The following is a 19,883-nucleotide window of genomic DNA, read 5'->3' as shown; positions in this document are numbered from 1 at the left end:
AACGGGGACAAGTCCAGAAAGGAGTCGTTCGTCTCCACAGCGGAAAGGCTCCCGGTCAGCCGGAGGCGAAGAACTCGACGACGTGGCGGGCCACTTCGTCGAGTGTGTCGAGGGAGTACTCCCGGGGCTCCGGCCCGCATTCCTCCACACGGAATCCCGGCCCGTCCCTCCGAAACCGGAACAACCGCTCGTCCCGCAGGGGCGGGGGCATCGTGAAGCGGAGGTCGCCATAGCTGATCTCCGGATAGAAACTCCGCAGTTCGTCGAAAGGAGCGAGACTGACGAGCAGCCGCTGGCCGCCCGTGTGGTACTCCGAAGCCAGCAGGTCCTGCCACTGGGCTTCGGCGACCCTTCCCTCCAAGAATGCGTGGGCCAGCCTTCCCGGCTCCATGAACGGGAACTCCGACACGAAGTCGTCGAGAGGTTCACCCTCCTGCCAGGCGGCAACCGCCCGAAGCGCCTGCTCGACGTCCTCGGTTCCTCCCCTCGCCCACTCAACGCCGGGCTGGCTGATTGCCACGGAGAAGTCCCTCTGCCAGGCCCCGACATTGATCCAGACGTTACCGCGATCAGTGGCAAGCATTGCCCCGGGGGTACAGTCGAAAATCCCCTCGATCATCAACCCGATCCCCGCAGCTCGGCGCTCAAGCGCCTTGGCCAGGCCCTCGGACACGTCGAGGTCAGGGTAATACAGGGCCGGATCCCATGAGTCTTCCGGCAGCCTCTTGCTATTCATCCCAGGGAACCGACCCTTCACATTTGCACATGGTGAACGGACTTCTGACCGGATCGAGTTTGCCGAAGGTAGACCAATCAGGCTCAGCGAGGCGGGGCGCTGGGACGGACTTTCCACCCGGACCCACCTCGTAGAAGTGCACGGAATCCCATGAACGCTGACCATTGGCCACCGCCCTGGCGATCCAGCTCATCTCAAGCTCCGTGGCCAGGCCCCCCTTGAGACCGTTCCTCACCGCGCCCTCGAAATCCGTCTCCCACCCCGTGATGTTGACGCGAAGCGTGACATTGGGGTCGCCGATCATTCGCTCCACGGGGAACTTCCAGCCGTCATCGGGGTTGGCCAGCATGTGGGTGTAGCCATTCGCCTCCGCCCACTCCCCGGTCCCCTTGGTGCGCCACCCCAAGGCCAGGTTGCAGTTGTGCACCAAGACCGGCGTGGAACCGGCGAGCACATAGTACGTGTGCAGTTCCTCGACCGTGAGGTTGAACATCTCGGCCGCACCGGCCCGCTGCCGCACGCCGACCAGCCGGACGTCGCCGTCCTCCGCGGTGCTGAGGTCGTGGCCCACGGTGAGTTCGCCGGCCGGGATCCACGCGTGTGCCGTGGCGTCCCAGAAGGGGTGCTTGAACGTGGTGGGGATGGTGACGGTACGGCCTTGCTTGTCACGGATCCTCAGGTCGACCAGGTCCGTGTCGCGGTGCCCGCCCTGAGCGGTGACCGTGCGCGGCCCCTCGTGCCGGCCAGTCTTCGGATCCGCGGCCTCCACCTTGTCGCCGGGCTTGATCTTCCCGATCTCCTTGGTGCGCCCGTCCTTCATGAGCACGCGGGTCGAGGGGGTGAAACTGCACAGCACCCGCCCGGCCTTGCTCATCGCGCCGATGAACCTGGTGGCACCCCTCGCGATGGCACCGGCGTCCCCCGTGGACATGGCCAGGCCGAGGGTGTCGCACTTGTCCTGGTTGTCGTTGAAGGCGCACTGGTACCAGGGTTCGAGCATCGTCATATCACCGAAGGCGGACATGACGGTCTTCAGGAGCTGCTTGTCGTTGTCGATCTCCGCCTGGGTGTAACAGGTGTCGTACTTCGCGAGCGGCAGGACCGGATTACCGAAGCACTTCGACGGCTTGAAGAAGTAGTCGTAGAGTTTCTGCGCCTCCTTCTGCCGCTTCTTTCTGAAGTATTCCTCCGTCGCCTTGTTGGCCTTGTTGACCTTCTCGATGTTCTTCTTCACGCACGCCGAGTCGCAGCTGTTGTCCTTCTTGCCGCACAGCTCGGGATTGACGTCGCACTTCGTGCGGCCCGTGGGGTCGCTGTAGGTGACCGGGTTGTTCTCCGTGTAGCTGTAGCCGTTCATCTGCTGCGGGTCGGCCGAGTCCATGACGGGGTCGACGCTGATGAAGCGGCCGGTCGTGATGTCGTACTCGCGGGCGCCGAGGTGGGTCAGCCCGGTCGTCGTGTCCTCGGTGCCTCCGATGAAGCCCTTTTGGCCAGGCCATGAGGCCGGGGCCTCGCCCCGGGCGGCCCCGAAGGGGGTGGAGCGGCGCTGCTGCATGGACAAGTCGGTCGCGGCGACGGCAAGTTCGGAGGTGCCGTGGTGGTCGCCGATGAGGAACGACAGCTTGCCGTCGTCGGTGCGGATCGCCTGGTTACCGCCGCCGAGGTCGTAGTAACGGGTGGCCTTGGCGGTGCCGGCACCCTTGGCGAGGGTGATCTCGGTGGAGCCGAGGTAGAGGGTCGTGTCGGCGTCGGTGCGGCGGATCAGGCGGTTGCCGTCGGCGTCGTAGACGTAGGAGGTGGTCTTGGTCCCCTCGGTGACCTTGGCGAGGTGCCCCTCGGCGTCCCAGTCGAGGACCTGCTTGTCACCGCCGATGGTGCGGGTACGGGTGTTGCCGACCGTGTCGTACGTGTAGGTGTCGATCGCCGTGCCGCCGGGCCCGGCGGTGGTCACCTGGGTCAGACCGTGCGGCCGCGGGGACTTGGGCGCGGGATAGTCGTAGGTGCGCTTGACGTCCTTGGTGGCGTCGCCGGTCAGGTCGTGGAGCGTTTCGGTGCGCCGGTTGCCGGTGGCGTCGTAGGTGTACGACTGCCAGTAGGGTGCGGGGCCGCCGAGCAGGGACCCGGCGGTGGCGGAGCAGCCGGTGGTGCCCTGGGCCCAGGCTTCGGTGAGGCGGGCGAGGTGGTCGTAGCGGAAGCACTGGTTGTCGGTGCCGTCGCGCGACACGTCGCTGATCGACGTGATGTTTCCGGCCTCGTCGTAGCCGAAGGTGGACGACTTGTCGACGCCGGGCACGGCCTCGCGGTCGACCCGGGTGTTGTCCAGGCGCTGAGTGCCCCACTGGTAGGTATTGGTGACCTGGGTCTTCTTGCCGCCGCTCTGATAGGTGAACTGCAGCGGCTTGCCGGTGAAGCTGTAGGCGGTGTCGGTGATGTAGGTGACGCCGCCCGTGCCGGAGAGCGTGACCGGGCGCAGGACATCGTCGTACGTCGGAGTGAGGACGTCGGCGGCGAGGCTGCCCGCCGCCGGGTAGCTGCTCGACTGGACCGTGCCGTCGAGGTTGTACTTGATGTTCGACTGGTAGGCCCCGGCCAGGGCGCCCTCGGAGGCCGGGATCGTGGTGGTCACGCGGTTGGGGCGGTAGAGCGTGTCGTAGATGTTGTACGTGGTGGTGTACGCGCTGCCGCTCGCGCCGCCGACGTAGCGGGTGGCGGAGGCCGGCTTGCCCTCGTAGCCGGCCGGGTCCCAGACGCGCTTGGTCAGCAGCGGGCCGGTGTCGGTGCCGTCGTGGGTCTCCAGCTCACGGCCCAGGCCGTCGTAGACGTGGGTGATGGTCTGCTTCGGCTCGCGGTCGTCGGTGGTGGTGACCAGCTGATTGCGGTCGTCGTAGGTGTAGGTGGTCTCGCCCTTGTCGGGGTCCGTCGACCCGGTCTTGTTGCCCCGCTGGTCGTAGCGGTACGTCCACTGGTTGCCGACGGGGTCGGTGACCGCGGTGAGCCTCCCGGCGGGGTCGTAGTCGTAGTGGGTCGTGGACGGGGTCCCGGTCGGTGTGGCGGCGTTGTACTGCAGGAGGTCGGTGGTGCGGCCGCGGGCGTCGGCGATCGTGGTGCTCGGGGTGCCGCCGGCCGGCGGGGTGACCGTGGTGCGGTCGCCGAGGTAGCTGGTGCTGGTGGTGGCGAGCACCGTGCCGCCGTCGCCGTTGCCGGCCACCTGCTGGGACTTGGTGACGCGGCCGAGGCCGTCGTAGGTGTTCCAGGTCTGGGTCTCCACCGCCAGGGCGTCGTCGAGCTTCAGCAGGACTGTGGAGGGTGCGCCGGTGTTGTAGTACGGCGCGAAGACCTTGGCCGTCAGTCCGCGTTCGTCGTAGAAGACGTCGTTGACCAGCATGCCGCCGGACGGGCCGGGGGCCTGGGTCTGGCGGGCTCGTAGAAAGCCGTCGTACAGCGTGTACGAGGTGCGCTGTCCGCCGTCGTTCTTCAGCGTCTTCGTGGCCACCGCCACCGGCTTGCCATCGGTGATGGTGTAGTCGAACTCGTAGTTCGGCGTCTGGCTGTTGGCCTGGGAGCGATTGGGCAGCCAGATCCTGAGGGTGCGGCCGAGCGCGTCGTAGGTCTTGTCGGTGCGCCTGTTGTTGGTGTCCAGCACGGTCACGGGCATTCCGCGCAACGTGTCGTACGTGGTCGTGCTGGTCTGGGTGGTGGAGGCGGTGCCCGGGGTGGCCGGCGGGCTGGTGACGGTGACCGTGGTCGGGAAGCCGGTGGTCGGGCTGTACGCCGTGGTCGTCGTCCGGCCGTCGGTGCGGTCGGTGCGCGCCGGGGCGCCGGTCAGGGTCGCGGTGACCGTGCCGGTGATGTCGGTGCTGGTGAGCTGGCGACCGTAAGTGCTGTCGTAGGTGAGGCCGGATTCCAGGTAGGTCGCGGTGGTGCCGTTGTGGGACTTCAGGCTCGCGATCCGTGTGGGGGCGCCCTTGGTGGGGGCGGCGTTGTACGCCTGGCCGTCGTAGGCGGTGCGGATGTCGGACAGCACGTCCTTGGAGCGGTCCGGCGTGGCGTCACACTTGACGGCCACGGTCTCCACGCGCGAGGGCTTGGTCAGAATCCAGGCGGTGGTGTTGTCGACATAGGTGGTGCGGGTGCACTGGTCGTCGGTCGCGGTGCCGGTGTCGCCGAAGTCCTCGAGCTGAGTGACTCGGCCGGCGGTGTTCTCGTGGGTGTTGGTCTGGTACGTCTGCCGCCACTTGTCGCCCGCGCCGTCGTCGAGAGAGGTCCAGGTCCGGACGGAGGCGGTGCCGGTCAGGTTCGCGGTGGTGGTGCCCCACGCACGGACCCGGCTGGCCGTCTGGTGGTGCCAGGGTGTGCTGACGGTCTTTTCGAGGACCCGGCCGCCGGGCCCGCTGTAGTCCTCGGTCTTGTACTCGAATCCGGCCGCGGAGTCGTGGTCGGTGATGGTGCCGCCGTTGTCGTCGGAGACAGTGACGGACTTGGTGCCGTCAGTGGTGGACGGGCCCTTGCGGTCGCCGTCCATGCCTCGCAGGAAGTAGTGGTCGGTCTGCGACTTCATGCCGACCGGGTCCTGGCCGCCGGTGCGTTCCCGTACATGGCCGTACCCGCGCCACTGCGACCAGGTCTTGTACTTCTCCTTGGTCAGGCCGTCGTCGTCGGCGTAGTGCCAGGCCGCGCCGTCGAGGTAGTCGTAGCGGGTGACCATGTCGGGCGAGGAGTTGGTGCGGTCGGTCTCGGTGACCGACTCCACCACGTACTTGTTGAACCACTGCAGGGTCGGGTCGGCGTCGCCGGACTTGGTGAAGTAGACCGGGTAGCAGCGGGTGGTGTTGGTCTGCGGGGTCGGCAGGTTGCCCGCGTCGCAGGCCGCCGCGGAGTAGTTGACGTCGATCTGGCCGCCGGATTCGTCGGCGACGGTGGCAAGGCGTTCCTTGACGAACGGCGCGGTGTCGTCACCGGCGATGTCGAGGCGGTTGGCGTCCTGGTGGTACCCGAAGGTGACCTTGGGCAGGGTGATCTCGGGGGTGGCCGACCTGCCGGTGTGCTGGACCGAGTCGAGCAGCAGCTGGTAGTCGATGTCCGCCATGCCCCAGCGGTGGCCCAGCGACCAGGTGTCGATCGGGGCGTACGTGCCGTCCGGCTTCAGCACCTGCGTGGTGACCGCCGTCAGCCGCTTGCGGGTCCAGAAGCTCGGGGAGGCGGACTTGGTGCAGTCCTCCCCGGCCTTGCAGTTCAGGTCCCACGGCGTGTCGTACCAGTAGAACTTCTTGTCGTCGATGGTCGAGGCGTCGCAGGTCACACCGGTCTGCGGCAGGCAGCGCTCGGCCGAGGCGAAGGTAACCTTGGCCAGGGCCTTGGCCGAGTAGACGGCGTCCTTGCGCAGGCCGTACTCGATCCGGTCCAGGTAGCCGCCGCGGTCGTAGGCCGTCTCGTCGGCCACCTTGAGGTTTCGGGCGTAGTAGTTGGCTTCCTTCTTGTAGTAGTAGGCGATTGCGTTGCCGTGGACGTCGACGGCGTAGTCGAGGTTCCAGCGGTAGGCCTGTCGGCACCAGGAGTCGGCGAAGGTGGCGGCGTGGCAGGGCTCGCCCTCGTCGTCGCCGTAGACGGGGGTCGTCCAGGTGGAGTCGGTGGTGTCCTTGCCCGACGCCCAGCCGGGCAGACGGTTGTAGCCGAAGAAGTACTGGGTGCCGTCGGTCGTGGTGACCTTCCAGTACTCGTCGTTGCGGGCGCCGTTGGAGCGCACGTCGGTGGTGCTGCCGTAGACGCGCTGGACCTTGGTGCCGTCGTCACCCTTGACCCTGAAGGTGTCGTCACCGTCCGGGATCAGCTCGCCGGCGCGCCCGTTGAACGAGATGGTGGCGTTGTCGTAAGCCCAGCACATGTCGCCGGGCTTGTTGCCGTCGGCGTTCTTCACGTCGTCGTCGGCACAGCCCTTGTAGCTGCGCTCGATGGAGCCGGGCCACAGGTTGAATCCGTCGCCCGCCCAGGAGGACTGGTTGTTGGTCGACGAGGTACGGCCGTCGATGGCGCCGGAGGAGTAGGACAGGCCCACGCTGGGCGCGAACTTGCCCGGCACGCCCGGCACGGGCATGTCGTACGACCAGGAGAAGCTGCCTGAGTTCAGGCTCGTCGACCAGGTCGCGGAGGGGGACAACTGGCTGGCGGTGAAGTCGCCGTGGTCACTGGAGGCGCCGTCGGTGGCGGCTGTGGTGGCCGCCAGCATCATCGGCTCGGCGCTCGCGACGCTGACGTCGCCGGACAGCTTGGCGCCGTCGTTGTGGGCGTCGATCGGCCGCTGCGTACGGCACTGTGCGCGCTGCGGGGTCGTCGCGGCGCAGGCAGGCAGCCGTACCAGCTTCAGTCGGGCGGCGTAGGCGCCGCCGTAGGCCTGCGCGAAGGCTGAGGAGTCGACGCTGACGCCGACCTTGGCGCCCTTGGCCCCGGTTGCGCGCCGCACGGAGAACAGCAGACCTTCGACGCCGGCCTTGCGGGCCGCCGTCGCGTCCAGCACTCGTACGGTGGCGGCACCCGAGAACGCCTTCGGTACCTTCTTCGCCGCAGGCGCCGTCAGCGACACCGGCAGGGTTCCGGCCCGCCGCGTCACCGACTTCTCTCCCGGCCGCAGGGTCACCGTCGCCGACCCGGCCCTCGGCCATGCGTGCCGCGGCGCCACGGACGGCATCTTGCGCTCCCCGCCCGTACCCCGCGGCAGCGACTTCACCGTGTGCCCGGACAGCGCCTTCTCCGAGGCGGGGACCCCGGGCATGTCATCCGCCTGTGCCGCCGACGGCGTGAACGCCCCCTGCAGCAGGGTTCCGACCAGCACCGCGGACACGGTCACGGCGACTCTTCGCCGCGTTCTCGCCCAGGCCCGTTCAACCAAGATCATGCGTTGCCCCCTCACCCGCTGGTTCCTTTCGACGCCACGGCGAATCGGCGGTCCCATCGGGACCGTGGCTGCTTGTGTGAAGGCCGGCCATGCGCGAGGGCGGGCGTTGGGTCCGCCCCCGCACTGGTCAGCCGGTTGTCACGGGCCGGGGACCGTGGCCAGGTCCGTGCCGTTGGCCAGCCGGGCGATCTGCTCGTCCGAGGCCACGCCCTGGAGCGTCCACACGTCGTCGATCACGCCGGGCCAGTACTCGCCCCAAGTGCCGTCCGTCCGGCCGCGGCCAAGCTGAAGACCGGCGGTGGCGTTGAACGGCAGGACGTTGGAGTTCCAGGACACCGAGTCGGTGCAGCCCGCGACATCCGGGCTGCCGTCCTCGTCGCTGTCGGTGCAGACGACCTGCTGCAGGTTGCCGTCCACGTAAAGCCGCATCTGATCGGCGAAGGCGTCGTAGACCACCGCCAGATGGTTCCAACTCGTGTTGTTCATGAAGTTGGGATGCTCGGCCGTCGCCACGGTCGTGCCCTTGGCGTCGGAGCCCGGCATCGCCAGCTGCCACCGGCCGGCGTTCGCCGGGTCGGTCGCACTGGGCACGTACCGCACCGCGAAGCCGCTGTTGACCGAGCCCGCCTGCGAGAACACCGTCACTGGATGATCAGGCCGGGCCGCGGTGCTCACCCATGCGGCGGCGGTGAAGCTGGTCCCGGTGGAGACGGGCGAGGTGGCCGTGGCGGCATAGTCACCGTCGCCGTCCAGCAACAGCCCACCGGTGCCCACATAGTTGGAGCTGCCCGAGACATCGATCGAGGCGTTGCCACCCAGAGTCAGCGCCCGGTTGCCCGAGGAATCGTCGGTCGAGGTCAGCGGCGTACCGGAGCCGGAGTCCAGTTTCCAGCGCCCCTGCACCACCGGACGGGCCTTGTTCAGCTCCTTGACCTCGTCGCCGGACAGAGCCCGGTCGAACAGACGGACGTCATCGAGGTCGCCCTTGAGGTTGCCGCCGGTGCCGGTGGTGTAGTCGGCCGCACCGAGAGTGACCGGGCCGGAGGAGAGCCACGGGGTCGTGAAGGGCTGGGTGTCCTTCAGTGCCCCGTCGACGTAGAGCCGGATCTGTCCGGCGTCATAGTCGTAGACGCCCACGACATGCGTCCATTCGCCCAGTCTGGCGGCCGCACAGCTGACGTTCGGATCACAGGCGTTCTGCCGGGCCCGCACCAAGGGGGCGTCGGTGGTGTCGGCACCGGCCCGCATGAAGACCCAGCCGCCGAGTGCCGAGGAGTGGTGCAGGTCGAAGCCGCGTTGCTGGGTGCCGCCCTGGGTGACGGCGACCATGGCGCGCTGTTCCTTGTCCTTGGGCAGCCTGGCCCAGACCGAGACCGCGAAGCTCTGGTAGGTGTCCAGGACCGGTTGTGCGGTGCGCACGACGTCGTCGGTGCCGTCGAGGGTCACCGCCGTGCCGTCCACGCCCGCGGAGCCGAGCCGGGCGCCACCGGCCACGGTGGCGGTCACCTGCTGGGCCCGACCGGTGACCGAGGTGGCGTCGACGTCCTCGTCCATGGGCCAGACCACCTTCGCCGGGCGGAAGGTGTTGACCGGCTGTTTGGCGTACAGGCGGCCGATCTGGGCGTCTGTGAGTTGGTAGTCGAAGAGCTGGGCCTCGTCCAGATCTCCGGTGAAGTAGTTGCTCAGGGTGCCGTAGAGCTGGGTGGCCCCGAGGAGGGTGCGGCCGCGGGAGTCCCACGGCGTGGTGAACGCCGCGCTGCCGGCCAACGCACCGTCGACGTACAGCCTCATCTCCTGCCTGGTGTTGTCGAAGACGCCGACCAGGTGTGTCCACGTCCCCAGCCGTGAGGATGCGCAGGCGGTGTCGCCGGTCGGGCAGGCGGGTTGTGAGGCGCGAGAGATGCCCGGGGACGAGGCATCGACGCTGTGCCGCAGGAACTGCCAGCCGCCCAGCGCCGGGGAGTAGTAGATCTCGAAGCCGCTGGTGTTGGCGCCGGCCTGCGAGAGGGCCACGACCGGGGTGCCTGGCTGGGTGGCGGGCAGCTTGGCCCACGTCGCCACGGAGAAGCTCTTGGCCGTGTTGAGCACCGGGGAGGTGGTGGCGGCGTAGTCATCGGTGCCGTCGAAGTGAAGGCCGTGGCCCACGACTCCATCTCCGCCCGGCGTGGCGCCGTTCAACTGGGCGGGCCACTCCCCGCCCACACCGCTCACCGTGGCCGAGCCGGCCGCCTCGTTGAGCTTCATGTTGAGCCGGTCGGGCTGGCCTGCGTTGACCCGGAACTGGTAGGTGCGGATCTCACTGCCGTTGCCCGCGGTGTCGAATGCCTGCGCCGTGATGAAGTTGACACCGGATTTCGTCGGCATGAACTTCGTCGTCTGCGCGGCGCCGCCGGACGTGGTCAGCGTGTGCGCGCTGGTCGGGTCGCCGTTGATGCCGAACCAGTACTTGGACACGTCCGTGGACGAGGAGTCGATGGCGAAGGTTCCGTACCGGCCCACCCCGTCCAGCCAGGGGTCGTTCGGGTCCTCGGGGTCCGAGGCGGGGTACTGGGTGGAGGTGATCGAGGGGCCGGCGGGCACGCTCGTGTCATAGACCAGGACGCAGTCGGTCGCCGAACCGGAATAGCTCCACGGGGACCACTGCGCGCTGTCGTAGGAGCGCACATGCCAGCCGACGGTCTTGTTCTTGGGGATGCTCGTCGGAAGCGAGGTCGAGAAATCGGAGCCGGACTTCTTGTAGGTGGTCCGGGCCGAGGTCCAGCGTGCCGTGTAGCCCTTGCCGTCACCGGTGTCCCAGGACGCCTGGAACTGCACGGCGATGTTGTCGCCGTCCGGGTCCGTGACGTCGTTCGCCCGGATCTTGGGCAGGATACGGACCCGCTTGGCGGTCGAGGAGCAGGCGCCACCGGGGTCCTGTGTCAGCTGAGACATACGGATCTGCGTCGGCGGACGGTTGTACTGCACCCGCAGCCACGCGTCGTCGGAGAATCGCTTCCACGACAGCGCGTCGTTCTCGTCCCGGGCCTTCAGCCCGAACGTCGTGGTCGACCAGCCATTGGCCGCAGCCTGCTGCACCGCACGCAGCGCCCAGAACTCCAGACTGCCGCCCGGGCAGTCACCGCTGAAGCCCTTCGCCTCGCTCAGCGTCTTCTGCAGATCAATCCAGAAACCGCCGGCGGTCTGCGTGTTCCACGTGGTCGAGGAGTTGATCCCCTTCGTGCGATACAACTGCACATCGGTCTTGGTACAGCTGTAGGAGTGCGTCTCGTTGACCACGAACTCCGCTGACAGGATCGACTTGCCCGCGAAGCGTGAGGTCGGGATCGTGTAGAAGATCCGCTTGATGTCCTCGGGCGCGCAGCGCGCGTCACCCACGCAGTAGCCCATGCCCGAGTCGGAGTTGCCGTTGAACTTCCACTGCGGGGACGAGGCCCAGTAGCGGGAGACGAAGGTCCACCCTCCAGCCTTCGGTGAGTACCACTGCGGGTCTATGTAGACCGGGAACGTGGCGCTCTTCAGCAGCTCCTGGTCCGGCTTCAGCACCAGCGCGTCATCTTCCGGGGGGATGCTCACGCCGATGGGCGCGACCTTCGCGGACTCGCCGGGCCCATGCGTCGGATCGGCGGCCGGGGCCGCCTCTGCCGCCTTCCCGGCCGCCGTGCGTGCGGCGCCGGCGGAGGCGCCCTTGCTGGAGTCCCACATCATCGGCCGCGGGGCCTCGAATACCGATCCTCCGGCGCCCTTGTCGAACGCCGCGAGGCCACCGTCCGGCGTGGTGCGTACGTCCATGCCGTCCGCGTCCATGGCCAGCCTCAGCTCGGTCAGCTCCGGATTCGCCGCCGCTTCGGGTGTCTTGACGACCAGCACCTCCGAGGCGCCGTCGACGCTCGCCTTCACCCGAAGGTCAACGTCCTTCAGCACCGACGGATACGTCGCCGTGTCCCCGTCGATCACCGGCTCCGGCAGCGCGGCCGGCCAGGACAGAGACAGCTTCCGGCCCGCTCGCTCCAGCGTGATCAGCGGCTGCTTCGGCCCACCGCCGGAGAACGCGATACCCATCGTTGTCACCTTGGGCGCGATGCTGCCGTCCGCGCGCTTCTCCAGCGCGGTGTCTACCGCCTTCCACGCGCCACCCACCCTCGCCCGCACCGGGCGCAGATGCTCGACGGCCTCGAAATTGCCATTCGGCAGGGCGTACGTCTCGCTGGATTCGCCACGAAGCGAGGTGATCTCCACCTTGCTTCCCGAACGGGCGGCCTGACCGAATGCGGCGCTTTCCGTGTCTTTCGCCGCCGCGGCCTCCTGGGCCGCCTCCTGCTGCGCCCGCGGAGCGGCGACCGCCACCCCCGTGAAGGCCGGCAGGACCCCGCCCAGCAATGTCAGACCTGCAAAGGCGCTCACTGCGCGTGCAGCGGCGCGGCCCCCTCTGGGAACCCTCATCCCCAGCCCTCCCCAGGACTCATCGCCGAAAGACGATCAAGCTATTCGGCCAGTCGAAGTTAAAGGGGAGGGAACAACCGGTCCAGATCAATGAATAGGCAAATCCCGGGATTTGACCGACAAGCCACATGAAGAATCTACGTGACACACATCACAATATCTACACTTCGCCATTACAACACCGGGAAAGGAAAGCGTAATCCGAAATACAGAAGGCCTCAAGGTGAACCTGACATGTACTGCCTACATCATCGCGGGACCTCGATTCCACAACGGGGCGCCATCACGACTTGCGTGCTGAATCCCCTGAGCTCGACAGAGCCACCGCCGGCAAGCGGGAAACGCGCCTTGCGTCACGCGCCCGTCCGCCTCCCGCACTTCGAGCACACCGCCGTTCCGGGCAGCGGCGAAGCCAGCCTGCCGTTACGGGTCGGGTACCTTCATGCCCGTTTCCCCACAGGGCGCCGCCGGAACCGGCCCCCGCACCACCTCGGCGCGCAGCGCGTTCTTGGCTGCAGCTGGGCCAGGTTGGACGCACCGTGCGACAGCGCGTCCGTGGAGTGACTTGTCCTGCAAGGAACTTGACGGATGCTCACTTTGCCCAACTGACAGCCCATCAACAGCCTCCCCTCCTACGGTGCCGTGTCCATGACAGACACTTCGAGGGAAACCCCCACCACGATCGGCCGCCGCACCGTGCTGATCGCCGCCGGCGCCGCGGCCGCCTCCCTGGCCGTCACCGCCGCCGCACCCGAAGCCCCCACAGCAGAGGCGGCCGAGGCGGCCGACACGGCACCCGTCGCCGCCGCGGCCGTCTGCACCCTCACCAAGGAGATGACCGAAGGCCCCTACTACCTCGACGGACAGCTCGTCCGCGCCGACATCAGCGAGGACAAGACCGGCATCCCGCTTAAGCTCACTCTCACCGTCGTCGACGACGACACCTGCGCGCCGCTGAACAGTGCCCTGGTGGAGATCTGGCACTGCGACGCCCTCGGCGAGTATTCGGGCTTCGTCGGCAACAACGGCCACGACGAGCCGGACAACGGCACGTTCCTGCGCGGTGGCGTGCTCACGGGGTCGGACGGTGTCGCGCGCATCACGACGGTGTACCCCGGCTGGTACCGCGGCCGCTGCGTCCACATCCACGTCAAGGTGCACACCGACGTCACGCTCACCGACGACGGCTCCTTCACCGGCGGCCAGGAACTCCACACCGGCCAGCTCTTCTTCGACGAGACGGTCACCACGAGAGTCGCCGCGCTCGCGACCTACGCCGCCAACACCGTCCCGCGCACCACCCTCGCCCAGGACGGCATCTACGACGACGGAGGCGCCGCGTCCGGGCTCCTCACCCTGACCGCCCTGGGCAGCAGCCCCTCGGCCGGCTACGCGGGGACGCTCACCCTCGGAGTGGAGAGCTGACCCGACCCCAACGGGACCAAGTGCCAGGCCGTGCCCGGCGTCCGCAGCACGCTGCGTCTCACCGGGCACGGCCTGACGTGTCCGCCGGGGGGTTACTTCTCCGGGCACTCCTTCCACGCCAGGTGGTACACCGTGCTGATGTCACCGTCGGTTGAGTCCATGGTCATGAAGCTGACCTTGCTCGGCGAGGACGAGCCGAGGTTCACTCTCAGCTCGGTGTTGATGTTGAAGTTGCGCTGCACTCCGCAGGGCGCCCAGACGAGCTGGGCCCAGTCGGTCTCGTCGGTGGCCTGCCAGTTGTCGTTGAGCGGGCCGCTGTAGGCGTGGTTGCGGAACTGCGTGTTCGGTGAGCCCTGGAAGTAGTACGAGGCTCTCTGTATGGCACTCGCGCCGGGCTGGAGGGCGGCGAAGCCGCGGTAGTCGGCGCTGGCGATGGCGTAGGTGAAGCCACCGGGGACGTGCACGACAAGGCTGAGCTGGCAGTTCTTACGGAACGCCGTGGGGTCGGAGTTGCCGCCGACCTGGGCGAGGTAGTCGCTGTACGTCACCGTGAACGCGGTGTTGTCCTCGGAGACGGCGACGGCGGTGGTGCCCTGGGGGCAGCCGGAACCGTTCACCGTGGCGACCTTGATGACGATCTTGTCCGGCGGCGGGTCTTCGAACGCCGGGGTCGCCTGCGCGGGCAGCGCCGCGGTGAGCAGAGCGGCGAGTGCGCCGCCGCTCAGCAGGAATCGCAGGAGTCCACGTGCCATGGAGCGCTCCTTGGGGATGGGGGGTGGCTGTGCCCCCGGCCCGCGCCCACCTGTTGAATCCTTGAAGAATCAGTGGGGTTTCTGTGAAGGCCGGAGGCGTACGCATCGTAGGAGTTGCGCGAGCGGCCGACAGGGTCAACTCCAGCCATTCACAACGCGGTTGAGCGACGCGTCCCCGGGTGGCCGATTCCGGTCGGTCAGGCGCCGACGGACTGCCGCCCCGGCACGGGCTCGGCCGCGGCCGCCCGCGACTCCTTCAGGTGGGCGCGGATCGAGTACGTCAGGGCGGCGGCCCACAGGCCGTACAGGGCGACGTACACCGCCACGGCCGTAGCCCCGGAAACCGTCAGCCAGTCACTGTTGAGCAGGGTGCGGACGTTGGTGACGAGGATGACGCCGCCCACCGCCGAGCCCAGGACGCGGGGCGGCAGGACGCGCACCAGCCAGGCGGCGATCGGCGCGGCGACCAGGCCGCCGGCGAGGAAGGCGGCGACCCAGACGAAGTCGATGCCCTGCGAGCCCAGCGAGAACAGGAAGCCGAGGCTCGCGGCGACCGCGACCAGAAACTCACTGGTGTCGATCGAGCCGATGACCTTGCGCGGCTCCATCCGGCCGGAGGCCAGCAGCGCCGGAGTCCCGACCGGGCCCCAGCCCCCGCCTCCCGTCGCGTCCAGGAAGCCGGCGACGAGACCGAGCGGGGTGAGGAAGCGGCGGCGCAGGGGCAGGCCCACGCGGTCCTTGGGCAGGCCGCGGAAGGTGAAGCGGGACATGACGTACACGCCGAGGCCGAGGAGGATCAGGGACATCAGCGGGGCGGCCACGTCGGTGGACAGCTTCGACAGGACGGTCGCGCCGAGGAAGGCACCGACCGCGCCGGGCACGCCGATCTTCCCGACGACCTTCCAGTCGACGTTCCCGAACCGCCAGTGCGAGGCGCCGGACATCAGCGTCGTACCGATCTCGGCGAGGTGGACCGTGGCGGAGGCGGCGGCCGGGTTGGTACCCAGGGCCAGCAGCAGCGTGGTCGAGGTCACCCCGTAGGCCATACCGAGGCTGCCGTCCACGAGCTGGGCCCCCAGGCCCGCGAGGGCGAGCAGTATCAGCGTGCGCATGCGGCCGGTCCCGTCTTTCCGAGGTTTCCTACCGGGTTGGTAGGGATGGACGGGACCGGACTTTAGGGCATCTGGCTGGGGGCAGGCCGTGAGTGTCCGAGGTGTGGGACGGATGTCCGAGGCGTGGACCCCCTGCCCCCGGACCCCGCGCCCCGGCCGACCTCAGCCCAGCCGGATCACGTTCCAGGACAGCGGTTCCAGTACGGCGGTGAGGCTGCCGTCCTTCAGCACCGTGCCCTCGACCGGGTGCGGGGCTACCCGCTCGGGGGCGTCGAGGGTGTTGCGGGCGTCAGGGTCGGCGTCCGCGAGGGCGCTGTGCTCGATGACCCGCGTCAGGTCGAGGCCGTTCAGGGCGGCCTCCAGGGGAAGTTCCTCGGTGCGGCTGCGGTTGACCGCGAACACGGTGACCGTGCCGTCCTCGGCGCGTACGGCGGTGGCGTGCAGCAGGTCGGCCTCGCCGTACTTCTTCGTCTCGTACGTCGGCGAGTCCACCCGGACGTCCAGGACCTGGCCGCGGCCGTACTTCGAGGCCTGGGCGAAGGGGAAGAACGTCGTCTGCCGCCAGGCCGGACCGCCCGGCTCGGTCATGATCGGGGCGATGACGTTGACCAGCTGCGCGAGGCAGGCGACGGTGACGCGGTCGGCGTGGCGGAGGAGAGCGATGAGGAGCGAACCGAAGACGACCGCGTCCAGGACGCTGTAGTTGTCCTCCAGGAGGCGCGGGGCCTCCGCCCAGTCCCGCGCGCCGGAGTTCTCGATCTCGTGCCACTCCGAGATGTACCAGACGTTCCACTCGTCGAAGGAGAGGTTGATCTTCTTCTTCGACTTCAGCTTCGCGCCGATGTGGTCGGCGGTGGCGACCACGTTCTCGATGAAGGACTCCATGTCCACGGCGGAGGCCAGGAAGGAGTCGACGTCACCGTCCTCGGGCTGGTAGTAGGCGTGCAGGGAGATGTGGTCGACGAGGTCGTACGTCTCCTCCAGGACCGTCGCCTCCCAGGCGGCGAAGGTCGGCATGGACTGGCTGGAGGAGCCGCAGGCGACGAGTTCGACGTTCGGGTCGATCTGGCGCATGGCGCGGGCCGTCTCGGCGGCGACGCGGCCGTACTCCTGGGCGGTCTTGTGGCCGGTCTGCCAGGGGCCGTCCATCTCGTTGCCCAGGCACCACAGCTTGATGCCGAAGGGGTCCTTGTCGCCGTGCGCGACGCGGAGGTCGGACAGGGCGGTGCCCTCCGGGTGGTTGGCGTACTCCTGCAGTTCGAGGGCCTCGGCGACGCCCCGGGTGCCGAGGTTGAGGGCCATCATGGGCTCGGCCTGGGGGCCGACCTTCTTCAGGAAGGCGATGTACTCGGAGAGGCCGAAGCGGTTCGACTCCGTCGAGCGCCAAGCGAGGTCGAGACGGCGAGGTCGGTCTTGAGCGGGCCCTACCGAGTCCTCCCACTTGTAGCCCGAGACGAAGTTGCCGCCGGGGTAGCGGATGGCGGTGACGCCGAGTTCACGGACGAGGTCGAGGACGTCCTGGCGGATGCCGTCCGCGTCCGCGGTGGGGTGGTCGGGTTCGAAGATGCCGGTGTATACGCAGCGGCCGAGGTGTTCGACGAAGCTGCCGAAGATTCGGGGGTTCACTTGACCGACGGTGAAGGCGGGGTCGAGGGTGACGCGGGCGGTGTGCATGGTCGCCTTTCGGGGTGGGTGGTTCCTGGTGCGTTGGCGGGTGCGGATGGTCGTGGGCTGGTCGCGCAGTTCCCCGCGCCCCTAAAAGACCTTGGGCCAGCCGCTTCTTGTCCAGCTGAGCCTGTTGAGGCCCAGCTTTGGCGTGCCCTCGTCCTCCGCGTCGTAGTAGTGGTACGCCAGGACATCGCGGCCCCTGTCCTTGAACACCGACTCGCCTCCCGTGCCGACGAACCGGCCGTGTCCTGCCAGCACCAGGTCTCCGCCGCCCTCCAGCAGCGGCTTGCCCTGACTGTCGGCGTACGGACCGGTGACCGACGTCGAGCGGCCCACCCTGATCTTGTACGTCGAGTTGACGCCCGAGCAGCACTGGTCGTACGACGCGAAGAGGTAGTAGAAGCGGCCGTGCTTCACGATGTACGGGCCCTCGACGGCGTACGGGGCGTCGGGGCGGGTGGCCAGGTGGTGGACCGGTGCTTGCGTGGCCGCCTTGCCGGTGTCGCGGTCGAGTTCCACCATGCGGATGCCCGTCCAGTACGAGCCGAAGGACATCCAGAGGCGGCCGTCGGCCTGGATGACGGCGGGGTCGATGGCGTTCCAGGTGTCGGTGGTCTCGGAGGTGAGGACCTTGCCGTGGTCGGTCCAGGTGCCGGGCAGGCCGGAGCGGGACGTCGCGACGCCGATCGCCGAGTGGTTGGTGCCCCAGCTGGAGACGGCGTAGTACAGCCAGTACCTGCCCGCGCGGTAGGAGATGTCCGGCGCCCACGGGTCACCCGTGTCGTTGTACTCGTACCACCAGGTCGGCGGCTCGGCGAAGGCGTTGCCCGCGTCGGTCCAGTTCCGCAGGTCCTTCGAGAGGCGGGCGCCGATCGCCCCGCCGGTCGAGTACGCCACGTACTGGCCGGACTTCAACCTCAGGACCGTCGGGTCGTGGATGATCTGCTGGCCGGTGAGGGGCAGCGGGTCGGGGTAACTCTCCGCCGCCTGGGCGGCGTTGGGGAGGAAGGCGAGGAAGGCCGCCGCGACCACGGCCGTCACCGCTCTGCGCACTCTCACTGGCCCGCCAATCCCGTGTGGGCCACGCCCGCCACGATCTGTCGCTGGAAGAAGACGAAGACGACGATCAGGGGGAGGCCCGCCATGAGGCCGCCGGCCATGAGCTGGGCCCACTGGATGCCGTAGGAGTTCATGACGGTCGCGATGCCGTTCGGCATGGTCATCAGGTCGGGGTTGTTGGTCACCATGTAGGGCCAGAGGAAGTTGTTCCAGGAGGCGATGAAGGTGAAGATGCCGACCGCCGCCAACGAGGGCCTCGCGAGCGGGACGACGATCGTGAAGAAGACCCGCCAGCGGCCCGCGCCGTCGATGAAGGCCGCCTCCTCCAGTTCGCGCGGGATGCCCTGGAAGAACTTGTAGAGGATGTAGACCATCGCGGCGGGCGCGCACTGGGGAAGGATCATGCCCCAGTAGGTGTCGACCATCCCCATCTGCTGGACCGTGGTGAACAGCGGGACGCCGAGGACCGCCGGGGAGATCATCAGGCCTCCCATGACGATGCCCATGAGGACGGTCTTGCCGCGGAACTCGGTGCGGGCGAAGCCGTATCCGGCGAGGGCGCTGACGGCCAGCACGACGGAGGTGACACAGACCGACACCACCAGGGAGTTGACGAACCAGTTGGTGATGTTGCCGGTCTCCCACAGCCCCTTCCACGCCTGGGCCGTCCAGTCCTGCGGCAGCCAGTGCGGCGGGATCGCGGCCGCCTCCGCCTCGGACTTGAACGAGGTGAGCAGGGCCGCGGCGATCGGGGCCACGAAGACGGCGGAGACGGCGACGCCGATCAGCGTGAGGACGATCTGGCTGGGCGTCCAGGGCCTGCGGGGGCTCTTGCGGACCTGTACGGCGGTGGTCATCGGCCGCTCTCCTCACGGTTGCGCAGCAGCCACATCCGCGCCAGGGCGACGACTGCGATGATCACGAAGAAGATGATGGACATCGCGGAGGCGTAGCCCACGCGGTAGCTGGTGAAGCCCTGTTCGAGGGTGTACTGGACGAAGGAGCGGGTGGCGAGCTCGGGTCCGGGGCTGAAGTCCATCATCACGACGGCCTGGTCGAAGAGCTGGAGCGAGGCGAGGATCTGGAGCGCGATCACCAGGCCGGTGATGTTGCGCAGCATCGGCAGGGTGATGTGGACGATGCGGTGCCAGGCGTTCGCGCCGTCGAGCTTCGCGGCCTCGTACAGGTGCTCCGGGATGCCCTGGAGGGCGGCGAGGTAGAGCAGGAAGCTGAAGCCGACGGTCCACCACAGGGTCTCGATGACGATGGCGAGCATCGCGTACGACTTGTCGGTCAGCCAGGGCGTGTCGAGCCCGAAGGTCTCGTTGATCAGGCCGATGCCCTGGGTGAACAACCACTGGAACATGTTGGCGGCGACGGTCGACGGCAGCAGGAACGGCACGAAGAAGCACAGCCGCCACAGCCACTTGCCGCGCTCGATGTTGTGGGCGAGCAGCGCGAGGAGGAGGGCGAGGACCGTGATGCAGGGGACGACCAGCAGCGTGAAGTAGGCGCTGTTTCCGAGCGCGTCCCACATCGCCGGGTCGTTCAGGGCCTCGCGGTAGTTGTCGAGGCCGACGAAGCTCGCGTCGTCGCCGGAGATGTTGGCGTCCGTGAAGCTGAGGTAGACGCCACGCAGCAACGGCCAGATCACGAACAGCGCGAAGAGCGCCAGGAACGGCGCGACGAACCAGCCTCCGTGCTGGAAGCCCTGCCTCCGCCGGACGGTCGCGGTGGCGGTGGCGGTCCTGGCGCGTGCCGGTGCCACGGCGGTCTGTGCTCCGGTCGTCATGTGCGCGCTG

10 protein-coding genes are annotated in these 19,883 nt (G+C 68.3%); 1 reads left to right on the top strand and 9 read right to left on the bottom strand.

The genetic code is table 11. The features are described 5' to 3' along the window. Window positions 1–55 precede the first annotated feature (55 nt). From AQJ67_RS39110 to AQJ67_RS39100, 3 genes are all read right to left on the bottom strand, one after another. The gene (locus AQJ67_RS39110) at window positions 56–736 is read right to left on the bottom strand and encodes a hypothetical protein (protein ID WP_062724252.1); all 681 of its coding nucleotides are present in this window, start codon (window positions 734–736) and stop codon (window positions 56–58) included. Beyond that, a complete protein-coding gene (locus tag AQJ67_RS39105; protein WP_062724251.1) occupies window positions 729–7,577 on the bottom strand; it encodes a polymorphic toxin-type HINT domain-containing protein in 6,849 nt (2,282 codons plus the stop codon). The genes AQJ67_RS39110 and AQJ67_RS39105 overlap by 8 nt, the downstream gene beginning before the upstream one ends. Window positions 7,578–7,763: 186 nt before the next feature. Next, window positions 7,764–12,026: a LamG-like jellyroll fold domain-containing protein gene (locus tag AQJ67_RS39100; RefSeq protein ID WP_244190747.1), complete on the bottom strand. Its 4,263-nt coding sequence runs from the start codon at window positions 12,024–12,026 to the stop codon at window positions 7,764–7,766. A gap of 687 nt (window positions 12,027–12,713) precedes the next feature. Between AQJ67_RS39100 and AQJ67_RS39095 the strand changes: the two genes are divergently transcribed. Beyond that, window positions 12,714–13,490 (top strand): intradiol ring-cleavage dioxygenase, encoded by a 777-nt coding sequence (locus AQJ67_RS39095; RefSeq protein WP_062724249.1) that lies wholly within the window; start codon window positions 12,714–12,716, stop codon window positions 13,488–13,490. A gap of 92 nt (window positions 13,491–13,582) precedes the next feature. Here AQJ67_RS39095 and AQJ67_RS39090 read toward each other — a convergent pair whose 3' ends face one another. The 6 genes from AQJ67_RS39090 to AQJ67_RS39065 all read right to left on the bottom strand — a co-directional run bounded on the left by AQJ67_RS39090 (window position 13,583) and on the right by AQJ67_RS39065 (window position 19,873). Continuing rightward, the gene (locus AQJ67_RS39090) at window positions 13,583–14,242 is read right to left on the bottom strand and encodes a DUF4360 domain-containing protein (protein WP_062724248.1); all 660 of its coding nucleotides are present in this window, start codon (window positions 14,240–14,242) and stop codon (window positions 13,583–13,585) included. Between the two features lie 197 nt (window positions 14,243–14,439). Then, a complete protein-coding gene (locus tag AQJ67_RS39085) occupies window positions 14,440–15,354 on the bottom strand; it encodes a sulfite exporter TauE/SafE family protein (protein WP_062724247.1) in 915 nt (304 codons plus the stop codon). Window positions 15,355–15,516: 162 nt separating this feature from the next. Further along, a complete protein-coding gene (arfA, locus tag AQJ67_RS39080) occupies window positions 15,517–17,028 on the bottom strand; it encodes an arabinosylfuranosidase ArfA (protein ID WP_062724246.1) in 1,512 nt (503 codons plus the stop codon). Window positions 17,029–17,109: 81 nt separating this feature from the next. Then, on the bottom strand, window positions 17,110–18,081 hold the full coding sequence (locus AQJ67_RS39075) for an arabinan endo-1,5-alpha-L-arabinosidase (protein ID WP_062724245.1): 972 nt from the start codon (window positions 18,079–18,081) through the stop codon (window positions 17,110–17,112). After that, a complete protein-coding gene (locus AQJ67_RS39070) occupies window positions 18,078–18,938 on the bottom strand; it encodes a carbohydrate ABC transporter permease (RefSeq protein WP_062724244.1) in 861 nt (286 codons plus the stop codon). The genes AQJ67_RS39075 and AQJ67_RS39070 overlap by 4 nt, the downstream gene beginning before the upstream one ends. Next, window positions 18,935–19,873: a carbohydrate ABC transporter permease gene (locus tag AQJ67_RS39065; RefSeq protein ID WP_062724328.1), complete on the bottom strand. Its 939-nt coding sequence runs from the start codon at window positions 19,871–19,873 to the stop codon at window positions 18,935–18,937. Before AQJ67_RS39065 ends, AQJ67_RS39070 begins: the two co-directional genes overlap by 4 nt. Window positions 19,874–19,883: the final 10 nt, after the last annotated feature.

Origin of the sequence: Streptomyces caeruleatus, from assembly GCF_001514235.1 — a bacterium.
GTDB lineage: Bacteria > Actinomycetota > Actinomycetes > Streptomycetales > Streptomycetaceae > Streptomyces > Streptomyces caeruleatus.
Note: the sequence above shows the minus strand (reverse complement) of the source record. Positions and strands in the feature narration are given on the sequence as shown.

Excerpts from the sequence above, each read along its gene's own strand:
- AQJ67_RS39110 (WP_062724252.1), bottom strand. The coding sequence starts at position 736 with ATGAATAGCAAGAGGCTGCCGGAAGACTCATGGGATCCGGCCCTGTAT.
- AQJ67_RS39095 (WP_062724249.1), top strand. The coding sequence starts at position 12,714 with ATGACAGACACTTCGAGGGAAACCCCCACCACGATCGGCCGCCGCACC.
- AQJ67_RS39090 (WP_062724248.1), bottom strand. The coding sequence starts at position 14,242 with ATGGCACGTGGACTCCTGCGATTCCTGCTGAGCGGCGGCGCACTCGCC.
- AQJ67_RS39085 (WP_062724247.1), bottom strand. The coding sequence starts at position 15,354 with ATGCGCACGCTGATACTGCTCGCCCTCGCGGGCCTGGGGGCCCAGCTC.
- arfA (WP_062724246.1), bottom strand. The coding sequence starts at position 17,028 with ATGCACACCGCCCGCGTCACCCTCGACCCCGCCTTCACCGTCGGTCAA.
- AQJ67_RS39070 (WP_062724244.1), bottom strand. The coding sequence starts at position 18,938 with ATGACCACCGCCGTACAGGTCCGCAAGAGCCCCCGCAGGCCCTGGACG.
- AQJ67_RS39065 (WP_062724328.1), bottom strand. The coding sequence starts at position 19,873 with ATGACGACCGGAGCACAGACCGCCGTGGCACCGGCACGCGCCAGGACC.